Annotated in this window: 10 protein-coding genes and 1 pseudogene; 4 read left to right on the top strand and 7 right to left on the bottom strand. The window is 68.8% G+C overall.

All coding sequences use genetic code 11. The annotated features are described in order from the left end of the window. Window position 1: 1 nt before the first annotated feature. From FXN61_RS26875 to FXN61_RS26860, 4 genes are all read right to left on the bottom strand, one after another. Window positions 2–1,591: an SLC13 family permease gene (locus tag FXN61_RS26875; RefSeq protein WP_167976805.1), complete on the bottom strand. Its 1,590-nt coding sequence runs from the start codon at window positions 1,589–1,591 to the stop codon at window positions 2–4. 61 nt (window positions 1,592–1,652) lie between these two features. Then, window positions 1,653–2,306, bottom strand: coding sequence for a response regulator transcription factor (locus tag FXN61_RS26870; protein WP_167976804.1), 654 nt, complete (start codon window positions 2,304–2,306; stop codon window positions 1,653–1,655). Beyond that, the gene (locus FXN61_RS26865) at window positions 2,303–3,598 is read right to left on the bottom strand and encodes a sensor histidine kinase (protein ID WP_312878014.1); all 1,296 of its coding nucleotides are present in this window, start codon (window positions 3,596–3,598) and stop codon (window positions 2,303–2,305) included. Before FXN61_RS26865 ends, FXN61_RS26870 begins: the two co-directional genes overlap by 4 nt. 1 nt (window position 3,599) lies before the next feature. After that, complete coding sequence (locus FXN61_RS26860; RefSeq protein ID WP_167976803.1) at window positions 3,600–3,872, bottom strand: hypothetical protein; 273 nt, start codon at window positions 3,870–3,872, stop codon at window positions 3,600–3,602. Window positions 3,873–3,991: 119 nt separating this feature from the next. Between FXN61_RS26860 and FXN61_RS26855 the strand changes: the two genes are divergently transcribed. The 3 genes from FXN61_RS26855 (at window position 3,992) to FXN61_RS26845 (ending at window position 10,327) form a co-directional block, all read left to right on the top strand. Further along, entirely contained in the window at window positions 3,992–6,544 is a 2,553-nt protein-coding gene (locus FXN61_RS26855; RefSeq protein ID WP_167976802.1) for an NPCBM/NEW2 domain-containing protein, read from the top strand. After that, window positions 6,538–9,435 carry a discoidin domain-containing protein gene (locus tag FXN61_RS26850; RefSeq protein ID WP_312878013.1) on the top strand — a complete coding sequence of 966 codons (2,898 nt, stop codon included), beginning with the start codon at window positions 6,538–6,540 and terminating at the stop codon, window positions 9,433–9,435. The genes FXN61_RS26855 and FXN61_RS26850 overlap by 7 nt, the downstream gene beginning before the upstream one ends. Window positions 9,436–9,577: 142 nt before the next feature. Further along, window positions 9,578–10,327 (top strand): alpha/beta fold hydrolase, encoded by a 750-nt coding sequence (locus FXN61_RS26845; RefSeq protein WP_167976801.1) that lies wholly within the window; start codon window positions 9,578–9,580, stop codon window positions 10,325–10,327. Here the strand turns inward: FXN61_RS26845 and FXN61_RS26840 are convergent. Together FXN61_RS26840 and FXN61_RS26835 are read right to left on the bottom strand one after the other, a co-directional pair. Beyond that, window positions 10,317–10,811: a metallophosphoesterase family protein gene (locus tag FXN61_RS26840; RefSeq protein WP_167976800.1), complete on the bottom strand. Its 495-nt coding sequence runs from the start codon at window positions 10,809–10,811 to the stop codon at window positions 10,317–10,319. The genes FXN61_RS26845 and FXN61_RS26840 overlap by 11 nt on opposite strands. Before the next feature lie 16 nt (window positions 10,812–10,827). Further along, window positions 10,828–11,181 carry an SH3 domain-containing protein gene (locus FXN61_RS26835; protein ID WP_167976799.1) on the bottom strand — a complete coding sequence of 118 codons (354 nt, stop codon included), beginning with the start codon at window positions 11,179–11,181 and terminating at the stop codon, window positions 10,828–10,830. 109 nt (window positions 11,182–11,290) lie between these two features. On the opposite strand from FXN61_RS26835, the pseudogene ku reads away from it, so the two are divergent. Beyond that, a pseudogene (gene ku, locus FXN61_RS26830) lies at window positions 11,291–12,085 on the top strand (non-homologous end joining protein Ku); the annotation flags it as partial. Window positions 12,086–12,093: 8 nt separating this feature from the next. Here the strand turns inward: ku and FXN61_RS26825 are convergent. Continuing rightward, window positions 12,094–12,526: PP2C family protein-serine/threonine phosphatase (locus FXN61_RS26825; protein ID WP_376770744.1), on the bottom strand; the 433-nt coding region annotated here is incomplete at its 5' end.

The raw sequence follows: 12,526 nt of genomic DNA, 5'->3' as shown, positions 1-12,526 counted from the left end.
TCTAGTGCAGTGGCAGGCCGAGATGCGGCCAGACGAGGACGGCGAAGCCGAAGATGAGCGCCGCGGTGACCGGAGCGAGGACCGAGGAGAGCCGGAGCAGATCTTTAGGGCGGTAGGCGTCGGCGAAGAGGGCGACCGGTTTCGCGGACGACGTGAGCGTGTGGCAGAAGCCCGCCGCGGCGGTGGACGCGAAGGCCAGCGCGGCGGGGTTCATGCCGGCGGCCGCGGCGAGCGGGATGACGATCGGAACGAGGACGGACGAGCGGGCCGAGCGCGACTGGATCACCAGGTGCGAGAGAAGGCTGACGCCGATGACGGTGGGGAGCAGGTGAGCGGGGTTGACCAGGCCTGCTACGAGGGTGGCGGCGCCGGAGTCGATGAGCGCTGTGCCGAGCATCGTGGTGGCGGCCATGAACAGCAGGAGCGACCACGGGATGTCGGCGAACGCCTTCTTCATCGTGGTGGTGCCGAGGCGTGGGGCGGTCATCGCGATGGCGCCGGTGAGGGCGATGACTTCGGGGCGGACGTGGTGCCAGGGCTCGGTGAGCCAGGCCGCGGAGACGGTGAGGACCACGGCCAACGCGGTCCACTCCGGCCTGGTCAAGCTCGGCGTGACGGAGCCCGGTGTGACCGAGCCCGGCGTGACCGCGGACCGAACGGTCGCTGAGGGCTGAACGGTCCCTGGGAGCTGAACACTCCGCAGGGGCGGAGTCGATCTTGGAGCACCTTCACGCGCCCGAAATTGTCGGTGCTGTCTGGGAGAATTAGAACAGGGGACCCCTAGGAGGGGACCCTCGCTCCGCGCTGCCGGGACGAGCGCAGGGACAGGCAACTCCACCGTGGCCGGCTCCCCGGTAAGCCGTTCGCGCGTGGCCGGTCCCCCGGTAGCCCGCCCGCCCGTGACCCGCTCGCCGGTGACCGGCTCCCCAGTAACCCTCCCGCCCACTACCCGCTCCCCAACAACCACCTGCAGCGGCATCGCGCGGTCCGCCCGCGTAGTGAACAACCACAGCACGATCTCGGCCGTCACATGCGCGCTCACCACCGCGAGCGGCACCCCGAGCAGCAGCCACCAGCCGAACCCGATGCCCTGCCCCGTCGCGGTCTCCAGCAGTGAGCTGGTGATCAGGTGCGCACCCGCACCCACCAAAGTGGCCACCGCGGTCAGCAGGATCACCGACGGGAACAGCACCCCGAGCGCCCGCGCCACCCGGTCGTTCAGCCGAGGACGCAACGCGCCGTAAACAGGGAGCGCAAGGGCGGCGCGGCCCGAGGTCGACGGCACGAAGAACGCGGTGAGCAGCAGAGCAAAGGCCGTGAGGTGCGCCAGGCCTCGCACGGTCCGGGCACGGCCCACGAGCCACGTCGCCAGGCGGGCGGGCAGCCCGGACGCCGTCACGCCCGCCGCGAGCACGAAGGCCGCGATGAGCAGCCACGTCGTCGAGCTGCCGAGTGCCGCGAGCGAAGATGCCGGCAGCACGCCGAACAACAGCAGCACCGCCACGGCCGCGAGCGCTACGAACGTGTCGTCCAGTGGCGTGCACACCCAGAGGAGCACCGCCACACCGAAGACCACCAGCGTCAGAATCACGAGAACCAGCGTGCGCGCGCATGCTGACCCACAGGTGAGGCGACGATGAAAGAGCCTTCATCTACACGAGGCGATAGCCCATGCCGCGCACGGTTTCGACGCGCGAAGCGCCGATTTTCCGGCGCAGTGAACGAACGTAGACATCGACCACATTGGACCCCGGATCGAAGTCGTAACCCCAGACGTGGGACAGGATCTGCTCGCGCACCAGAACCTGGCCCGGATGCCGCAGGAACAGCTCCAGCAGCGCGAACTCGCGGGCGGTCAGGTCGACCGGGCCGGACGGCAGCACCGCCTGGCGGGTGCGGAGATCCAGCGACAGCGAGCCGGACGACAACACCGTGGCCTCGGGAACGCCGGGTGGACGCAGGCGCAGCCGGACGCGGGCGAGCAGTTCCTCGAAGCGGAACGGCTTGGTCATGTAGTCGTCCGCGCCACCCGACAACCCCGCGACCGTGTCGTGCACCGAGTCACGCGCGGTCAGGATGATCACGGGTGTCGCCACGCCCTGTTCACGCAACGAGCGCAGCACCGAGAAGCCGTCCAGGTCAGGTAGCCCGAGGTCCAGCACGACGAGGTCGAAGGACGAGGCCCACGACAACGCGTCCGCGCCGGACGACACGACTGACGTGGTGAAGCCGTTGGCGCGCAGGCCTTTCTCGACGAAGGAGGCGATGCGGGCCTCGTCCTCGACGATCAGGATCCGGCCGGTCATCGCGGTACCTCCACCACAAAAGTCGCTCCCTCGCCGGCCACCGAACGTACCCGCACGGCCCCGCCGTGCGCTTCCGCGATGGCTTTCACGATCGGCAGGCCGAGACCGGTGGAACGGGAGAAGAGCAACGACTCGTCGCTCACACCAGGCCCGGAGTCAGCCACCCAGAAGGAGACCACACCGTCCACAGAGGATCCGAAACGGATCGTGGAGCCCGCGGAGGTGTGCTTGACCGCGTTCGAGGCGAGCTGCACGAGAGCCTGGGTCACGCGTTGCGGATCAAGCACGGCCTCGCCCTCCGCGATCGACTCGAGCACCCACCGCCGGTCGCCCAGGGCGCGGAGCTTGGCGTCGATGTCGCTGGTGAGTTCGGGCAGGCTCACGGCGACAGGACGCAGGAAGTCCGGGCGGCCGGACTTGACCAGCAGCAACAGGTCCTCGACCAGGCGGGCCATGCGGTCGAGCTCGTCGGTGCACAGGCGCACCACGGCGGCGCGTTCCTCCGGCGAGTCGCCGAGCAGTTCCAGGTGGCCGCGGACGATGGTGATCGGCGTGCGGAGCTCGTGGGAGGCGTCGTCGAGGAACTGGCGCTGCAGGCGGAACGAGCGTTCGAGGCGGTCGAGCATCGCGTTGAACTGCTGGGCCAGTGCGGCGATGTCGTCGTTGCCGGACACCGGGATGCGGCGGGTGAGGTCGTCCTCGGTGATCTCGGCGGCTGCCTGGCGGACCATGCGGACCGGGGCGAGGATCACGCCGGCGACGAACCAGGCGATCAGGGCGGCGATCAGCAGGCCGGCCAGGGAGACCAGCACCAGCACGCGCACCGTCGAGTGCACCGGGGCGCGCACGCCGTCCTCGAAGTAGCCAGTGACGAACCACATCTCGGCAGGAGCGGCGGCGTGCACCTTCGCCCACCGGAACGGACCGGCGGAGGTGGCCACGACACCCACCGGCGCACTCGACGACGTGATCATGCCCAGCACCGCCCGGTCGTGCTCAAGGGCGTAGGTCACCTCGGCACGCTGGACCAGCACGCCGTCGGGCAGCACGGCGAGGTGGACCTCGTTCTCGTCGGGGTACTGCAGGCGCAGGTGGGCGTCGGCCACCGTGCGGGCATCGCCGGTGTGGTTTTCGGCGTAGGCGCTGAACTCGGTGGTCTCCTGCTCCAGGGCGCGGTTGACGCGGTCGTCGACGTCGACGACCAGGAACCGCCACACCACGATCACGACGGTCGCGAGGACGAGCGTCATCAGGCCGAGGAGCCAGCACATGATCTTCACGCGTGCGGGCACGTCAGTCGTCCTCGCCATCGTCGTCGACCGGAGGTGGCGGGGGCAGTACCGAGCCAGGAGTAGTAGTGGTGGTAGTGGTGGGAGCGGGCGCGACAGAGCGTCCTATCTGGACTTCCGGCACCCGCACCTCGGGTGGCGCCGGCCGCACCACGGTCAGCACGAGCAGCACGGCTGCGAGCGCGCACGCCACGCTGAGCACGGCCACGAGGACCGTGCCGGTGCGGGCGGACGGCAGCATGCGACCGAGCCTGCCCGCCGATTCCGAGTCGCGCATGAGACCAAGATGAAGATCTCTTCATCTGTCCGCAAATCGACTGATAACTATCAGCCCCTTGACCGGGACCACACAGCCCAACACGATGAGAGCGGTCTCACACTCGGGAGCTGACAACGATGTCACGACTGTTGGTGCTCGTGCTCGGCCTGCTGTTGCCTGCCGTGCCTGCCACTGCCGCACCCACCGGCTGGACCGTCATCGGACCTGGCCAGATCACTGCCAAAGTGGCTTTGAGCAGCGGAAATCTGACGCTTGCCGTGCAAAGGCAAGGCAGAACCGTGCTCCAGCCCGCACCCGTCGGGCTCACGACGACCACTGCCGACCTCACCAAGGACCTGACGTTCACCGGCCGCAGTGACCGCGTTGTCATCGATCGGTACGAGATGCCGCACGGCAAACGGCTGCAACGCGCCACCCGGATGACCGAGACCAAACTCGGCTTCCGCAACGCGAACGGCAGCTTCGACCTGGTCGTGCGCGCCGCACCGGACGGCGTCGCCTACCGCTACGTGCTGCCCAACGCGGCAACGATCACCGCAGAGTCGTCGAGCTTCATCGTCCCCGCCGACTCGAAGGCGTGGCTGCTCCCCTACAACGCCTGGTATGAAGCCAACCGCGTGCGCACGACCGCGGGAGAAGCCACCGGCGACTTCGGTTACCCCTCGCTCTTCCAGGTGCAACAAGACTTCGCCCTGCTCACTGAGTCCGATGTGGATGGACGGTACGCGGGCAGCAGGCTGCGCAAGACCGCAGGCGGATTCCAGGTCGTGCTGGCCGACCCGCAGGTCACGTCGACGGGGACCACGCCGTGGCGCACCGCGATCGTCGGTGACCTGGCCACCGTCAGCACGTCCACGCTCGTAGACGACCTGGCCACCCCGGCACTCGTCAGCGACAGGAGCTGGATCAAGCCGGGCAAGGTCGCGTGGTCGTGGCTGAGCGAGCACTCCAGCCCAGGCGACTTCGCCAGGCAGAAGCAGTACGTGGACTTCGCCGCCCGCAACGGGTGGGAGTACACACTGGTCGACGAAGGCTGGAGCGCGCAGTGGGTGCCGGAGCTGATCCGTTACGCCCGCGCGCAGGGCGTCGAGATCCTGCTTTGGCTGCGCTGGAGCGATCTCGACACGCCGCAGGAACGCGACACCGTGCTGCCCAGGATCAAGCAGTGGGGTGCCAAGGGCGTGAAGCTCGACTTCATGGAGTCCGACTCGCAGGAGCGTTATCGCTGGTACGACGCGGTGTTGCGGAAGACGGCCGACCTGCGGCTGATGGTCAACTTCCACGGCTCCACGATCCCGCACGGCCTCGCCCGCACCTGGCCGCACGTGCTGTCCATGGAGGCCGTGCGCGGCGCGGAGAACATGCCTCCCGCGGCCAACAACCCGGTGCAGTTCTTCACGCGCAACGTCGCGGGCTCGATGGACTACACGCCGGTGTCGCTGGAGGTCGGCACGAAGGAAGCGTCAATCGCGCACGAGACCGCGCTGCCGGTCGTGTACGAGTCGGGGTGGACGCATTTCGCGGACAAGCCAGAGGCCTACGAACGGCACCCGCAGGCGTTGCGCTACCTCAACCAGCTCCCGACCGTCTGGGACGAGACCAGACTGCTCGAAGGCGACCCGGACACGCACGCGGTCGTCGCCCGCCGCAACGGCGACAGGTGGTTCATCGGCGGCATCACCACTGACGAACGGACCCTCAAGGCGCAGCTGGGTTTCCTCGGCGGAGGCCAGTGGCTGGTCGAGACCGTCCGTGACCCCGCGACCAGGACCGATGTCGTCCGCGACCGCCAGGTCCTGCGCAACACCGACACCCTTGCCGTTCCAGCCAGGCGCAACGGCGGCTTCGCGGCGGTCGTCTGCCGCAACCGGCCTGGCCTGCAGACGTGCGACCAGCCGATCCGCCAGGTGCCGAAGACCACCCTGACCGTCACGCCCACCACGCCCGTCGACGTCTCGCCGGGCTCGATCTTCGAGGTGGCCGGCACGTTCACCAACGGCGACCAGGAGATCCGCGACGTCGCGCTGAAGGCCGTTGCCCCGGAGGGCTGGACGGTGTCCGGCGCCGTTGTGCAGCGCCGGAAGCTCGCGCCCGGCGAGTCGATCAGCGGCCGCTGGCAGCTTCGAGCAGGCACGCGGATCGGCCCCGTGGACGTGCCGATCGTCGCGACCTTCGGCCAGGGCGTGCACGTCGAGCAGGCGGCCAAGGCGTTCGTGCCGCCGCCGGTCCCCGCGAACGGTGCCCAGGTCAGCGATCTGCCGTTCATGAGCGAGACCAACGGCTGGGGCCCGGTCGAGCGCGATCGGTCCAACGGCGAGAGCTCCGGCGGTGACGGCAAGGCGCTGTCCATCGGCGGCGTCACCTACGCCAAGGGACTCGGCGCGCACGCGCCGTCCGAGGTCTCGGTCTACCTCGGCCGCGGCTGTGAGGGCTTCGCGGCGAAGATCGGCCTCGACGACGAGACCGAACAGCCGGGTTCCGTCGCGTTCCAGGTGATCGGCGACGACAAACTCTTGTACGACAGCGGTGTCCTGAAGGGCAAAGGTGCGGCCGTCCCGATCGACGTCGACGTCACGGGTGTCCGGATGCTCAGCCTCCGCGTCACCGACGGTGGGGACGGCCGCAACTTCGACCACGCCGACTGGGCGGAGGCGGCACTGAAGTGCTGATCAACCGCAGACAGTTCCTCTACGCCACGGGATTGCTGACTCTCACACCGAGCATCTCGCTCGCACAGGTCAAGGACACCTACTACGAGGTGCTGCTCAGGCACACGAGGTGGGCCGAGACGCAGTACGACGCGGCGGCAGGCCGGTACCGGCGCACGGATTTCGGGTTCGCGGTCGTGCTCGGCAACGCCGTGTTGCTCACCAGAGGCAGCTACGACGCGGCACTGGCGGGCGTGGAGAAGGACGTGCTGCGTCAGCACACGCTCGCCACCATCCGGCACTTCGCCGCGAGCAACGTGCTCGCGGGCGGCACCGAATGGGGCAAGACCCTGTTCTGGGACACCACGTTCCAGTCGTACTTCGTGCTCGCCGCCCGGCTGCTCTGGCCGGAACTGGACGCTGCGACGCGGTCCAACGTCGAGGCGATCGCGCGCGGCCAGGCCGACTACACGACATCGCTCGGCACCGGCAACGACCCGCGTTCGGGCGGATGGACGCCCAACGGCCTGATCGGCGGGTTTCGCGGCGACACCAAGCTGGAGGAAATGGGCGTCTACGCCCAGTCGCTCGCGCCGGGACTGGCGTGGCACGGCGACGGTCCCGGCTGGAGGGAGGCGTTCGGCCGGTGGAGCCGCAACGAAGCCGGGCTGCCCGCGGCCGACCTCGCCAATCCCTCCACTGTGGACGGTGTGCCGATCTCGGCCAACACCGCCACGAACCTGCATGACACGTACATCGTGGAGAACCACGGCTCGTTCGGCCCGCACTACCAATCGGAGCTGTGGCGCACGTCCGGCCGCAACGCCGTGCACTTCCTGCTCGCCGGCCGGCCGTTGCCCGAAGTGCTCACCAAGCAACCCAACGGCGAACTGTTGTGGCGCACCATCCTCGCCACGATGAGCGACGCTGGTGAGCCGTTGATGCCGATGGTCGACGACCGGGAGCACCTGTACGGCCGGGACGTCATCCCGCTCGCGTTCCGCTCCACGGTGCTGCGCGACCCGATGGCCGCCCGAGCCGAGGCCTCGCTCGCGTCCCGGCTGCTCGCCTATCAGGCACATCCGCCGGTGTACCGGCTCGCGAAGTTCTCCGGTGAGGCCAAGTACGAGCCGGAGGCACGGGCGGAGCTCGCGATCAGTTACCTGCTGCACGAGCTGCGCCCGCCCGCGAAACCTATGTCCGAGCAGGACTTCTTCGCTCAGGCGGCGATCACGATCGACCACGGCGCCGAACCAGGCCTGCTGACCCATCAGTCCGCCGCCGCGTGGGTGGGCACGGTGACCAAGCCGGGTTTCACCAAGTTCGCCTGGCAGCCCGCGCACGACGACTGGCTGTTCAAGATCAGCGGCGCCACCCCGATGCTGCTGCCGCCAGCCGCCGTGACGGGGCGTGACACCGTGGTCTACCAACGGGTTCGCGACGGTTTCGACGCAACGGCGAGCCTGCTGCGGTTCGCGGACGGGTTCGCCGGCACCGCCACGCTGCCCACCGGCACGATCGTGTGCGCGCTCCCCCGGCCCGGCCGGGTGGACGTGCGCAACCTCGCGATGGCGGGAATGCCCGGACTCACCGGATCCCGCACGTACACCGGTGTCGCAGGACGTGTCTCGGTGCGGGCTCGCGAGGCGTTCCGGGTCGACGAGTTGACGTTCCCGGCCGTGTCCGCGCGGCACGTCCGCATGGTCGGCGTGCGGCCGCATCCCACGTACGGCTACTCGTTGTTCGACTTCGAGGTGGACGGCTCCCTAGAGCGAGGGAAGCCCACCAATGCGTCGTCGTTCGATCCCGGCATGGAGTCGTTGAAGGCGACGGATGGTGATCCCGCAACGCGGTGGGCGGTCGCACGCGCTGAACGCGGCCGGGCCGACAGCTGGCTCGCGGTCGATCTGGGTGCCGCCACGACCATTAGCCGCGTGCGATTGCGTTGGGAGACCGCGGCGGCGGGCGCCTATCGGATCGAGACGTCGCCGGACGGCGTCGCGTGGACCGCGGTGGCAGAGCATCCGCGACCGGACCTCAGCACGCCGGGCTGGCTCGACGTGGACGGGCGTGCGGGGTTCGTCGCACGCTCGGCCGAGCCGATCACCGTGCAGGGCGACATGATCACTCTCCCCGCCGGAGTTGTCGAGGGCTACGTACGCGCCGACCTGCGGGCGATCGCGGCGGAATCAGCGCCGGAATGCCCGCCGCTGGTGCGGGCGAGCACCGCGGACGGGTTCCTCAGTCTGTTCAACCTCTCGAACGATTCCGTGACCGGAGTCGTCCGCCTGCGCGGCACCCGGCTCTACCGGGGCACTCAGGTCACCACGACGAACGGCACGGAGTACGCGCTCGACATGCCCGCCGCCACCGTGCGGATCGAACCTCCGTGGTTCACCGCCCGCGGCATCCCAGCGGGCATCACGGCCGTCGTGCACGACGCGCGGCGAGTCACGTTCCGAGGCGGCCCTGCCCGGTTCACGCTGACGCACCGGAACGGCGGCACGATGCCGGTCGTGCTCGGCCGGGCAGAGCGCACGGTGACCATGCCGGGCGCGAAAGCGTTCCCGTTCAACGACCTCGCGCTGGGCCGCGTCACGTTCCCCCACTCCGTGCTGCCGCAGGGCATGAGCGATCCGGCCGCCGCGGTCGACGGCGAGCAGCGCACCGCGTGGACGCCGGGCCGTGACGGCCGCATGGTCGTCGACCTCGGCGCACCACACGCGATCGGCAAAATCAGTCTGAAATGGACAGACGGCTCGGAGCCGCCGCACACCATCACGTACAGCACGGACGGCAAGACCTACGGGCCGGCGACCGCGGCCCGGTACGTGGCGGTGTCAACCGGCTGGCGACCAGGACACGCATCGCTCAGGAGCATCTCGGTGACCGGAGGAGACCCTGTTGGCTGACGGAGGGCGGCCCGAACCAGTGGCCTGTGGCTCCATGTCGGTTCCGACGGCCAGACCGCGATCGCGGACAACAGCGTCGGTACGTTCCTCGTCATGAACGAAGAGCTTGGTTTAGCTCCTAAATAGTCGGCAACCCAATGTCATGTTCGACGGGTTGCGATCCGCCGGCCGCGAAAGCGTGGTCAGGGCGTTGTGGGACGTGCCGAGGCTGCTGCGTCATCCGGTGTGGCGCACCGCAGATCCGGGCCAGGGCAACGGTCTCGGCGTCGTGCTCGTGCCGGGCTTCGCCGCGGGCGAGGCGAGTCTGTCACCCGCCGGATCGTGGCTGCGCGCCCGCGGCTACGTCCCGGCGAGCTCGGGAGTCGGGTTCACCGTGGGCTGTACCGCGGACCTGCTGGCCAAGCTCTTGCACAGCACCGAGGAACACGCCGAGCGCACTGGACGTCCGGTGGTGCTGCTCGGCCAGAGCCGTGGCGGCGGCCTGGCGCGTCTCGCCGCCGCCCGGCGCCCCGAACTGGTGCACGGCCTGGTGATGCTGGGCAGTCCTGTCCTCGACCCGCTCGGCGCGCACCCCAACGTGCTGCGCATCGCGAGGTTCCTGGCACGGCTGGCCTCCGCGGGCGTACCGGGGTTGCTGAACGACGACTGCATGCGCGGCCCGTGCTTCGAGGAGCACGTGAAGACGCTCGCCGAGCCGTTGCGGGTCCCGGCGATCTCGATCTTCTCGAGGATGGACGGCATCGTGCCGTGGCAGTTGTGCCAGGACCCGCACGCAGAGTGCGTAGAGGTGCACAGCACGCACACCGGCATGGGGTTCGACCCGAAGGTCTACGAGGTGCTCGGGCCGCGGCTCGCCGCATGGGCACGCGAAGACTTCGAGATCAGCGCGTAACCGGCACGATCCGCGCGTCCATCAGCACACCGTCCACAACGTCCAGCAGCCCGATCGTGCCGTGCGGCTGACGACGCTTGTCCGTGGGCGAGCCGGGGTTGAACACGCGGAACCCGTCCTGCTCCTCGTCCCACGGGATGTGCGAGTGGCCGAACACCACGAGACCGGCATCGGGGAACCGGCGACGCATCCTCGCCAGCCTGCCGGTCTTCTGGCCGCTGTCGTGGATCATCGCTACCGGCAGCCCCTCGATGTCGAACTCGACGGTCTCCGGCGCACCCCAGGCCACGACGTCCGGCCCGTCGTTGTTGCCGCACACGGCGACAACCGGTGCGTACTGCGCCAACTCGTCCAGCACAGGGGCGACGCACACGTCACCGCCGTGCAGGATCAGGTCGGCAGATCTCAGGTGTGCGGCCACGGAAGCAGGGCACCGCTTCCAGAACCGCGGCGCGTGGGTGTCGGACAGCACGACCACTCTCACGGCACTGACGGTAACGTCAGTACGGCCCGCAGTCGTTCTCATACGGCAGGTTGGCGCGCTCGTTGCCCTTGAAATAGATGGCGCTGGCCAGATAGCGGCCGCCGCTGTTCATGCTCACCATGATCCAGATGTTGTTGTAGATGCCGTGGTCGTAGACGGTCTGACCGCGGGTCCAGCAGATGCCGATGCTGCTCGTCCCCGCGGGGATCACGTGGTCCACCGGACACGACAACGCTTCGCAGGTGCGGACCTCGGCGTCAGCCCACGCCGTCACCATCGGGTAGGGCGGCGACGGCGGATCAGCCTGTGCCACACCGGATCCCGCGACCAAGGCCAGCGCGGCGAGCAAGCTCCCCAGTACGAACCTCATGCATTTCCTCCCAGTGGTTTGTCGATCATCAGGAAGAGACGCCGCCGGAACGTTCGGGGTTGCACGACTCACGCGGTTCGATCGGGACCGAAGCGGGTACCTCCCCCACATGGCGCGGGCGATCTGGAGCGGTTCGGTCAGTTTCGGGCTGGTGAGCATCCCGGTGGAGTTGTACAGCGCCACCGATGACCACACGGTGCACTTCAACCAGTTCCAGCGGGGGACGTCCGACCGGATCCGGTACAAGCGCGTCAACGAGCGCACCGGCCGTGAGGTGCCCTACGACAAGATCGTGAAGGGCCACGAGGTCGACAACGGCGAGTACGTGATCGTGGAGCCAGAGGAACTGGACGACATCGCGCCGGGCCGCTCGCGCACGCTCGACATCGAGGCGTTCGTGGACCTCGACGAGATCGACCCGGTGTTCTTCCAGAAGACCTACTGGCTCGGGCCGGCCAAGCCCGAGTTCTCGCGCCCGTACCTGCTGCTCGCCCAGGCGATGAAGAAGACGAACCGGGCGGGCATCGCGATGTTCGTCATGCGCGGCAAGCAGTACCTGACCGCGATGAAAGAGGACAACGGGATTCTCGCCGTGCACACGCTGTTCTTCGCCGACGAGATCAGGAAGCCGAAGGACGTGCTGGACGTGCCGCCCGAGGGTCGTGCGCCGCGCGGCAAGGAGCTCGACATGGCCGTGTCACTGGTCGAGTCGATGGCGGACGACTGGCGGCCCAAGGACTACCGCGACACGTACACCGAGCGGGTCACCAAGCTGATCAAGGCCAAGCAAAAGGGCAGGGAGGTCGTCGTCGAGGCCGAGCCTCCCGAGGCCACGGGCGTCGTGGACCTCATGGAGGCGTTGCAGCGCAGCGTCGAGGAGAGCAAGAAGAAGCGCGGCAGGAAGAAGGCCAGCTAACTGACTACGAGGGCCGTCGCGTTGTCCGTGCCGCCCGCGTACAAAGCAGCCCTCACGAGCCGCTCAGCGGACGCGTGCCCGGACATGATCGCCTCGATCCCGTTGTGCCCCAACGGTCCGTACACGCCGTCGGACACGAGTGCCAGCCTGGGAGCCCGCGTCGCCGCCCGCCCGATGGTCTCGGGCGTGGCGTGCCGGACGGTGTTCGTGACGACGTGTTCCAGCCGCGGCTGCGGCACGACACCGCGCTCGCGGAAGTACTCGGCCACGGTGTGGTCGGTTGTGAGCTGCACGAGGTCCTCGCCGTCGGAGGCATACGCACGAGCGTCACCCGCCCACGCCACGTCGAAGCCGCCATCGGGACGGGCCACGGCCACGACGATCACCGCGTCACCGCTGTGCACCTGGAGGGCGTCGCGGGCGGCGAGG

The sequence above is a fragment of the Lentzea indica genome, assembly GCF_012184385.1.
In the GTDB taxonomy this organism is placed as follows: domain Bacteria; phylum Actinomycetota; class Actinomycetes; order Mycobacteriales; family Pseudonocardiaceae; genus Lentzea; species Lentzea indica.
This window is presented reverse-complemented; position numbering and strand designations above follow the sequence as displayed.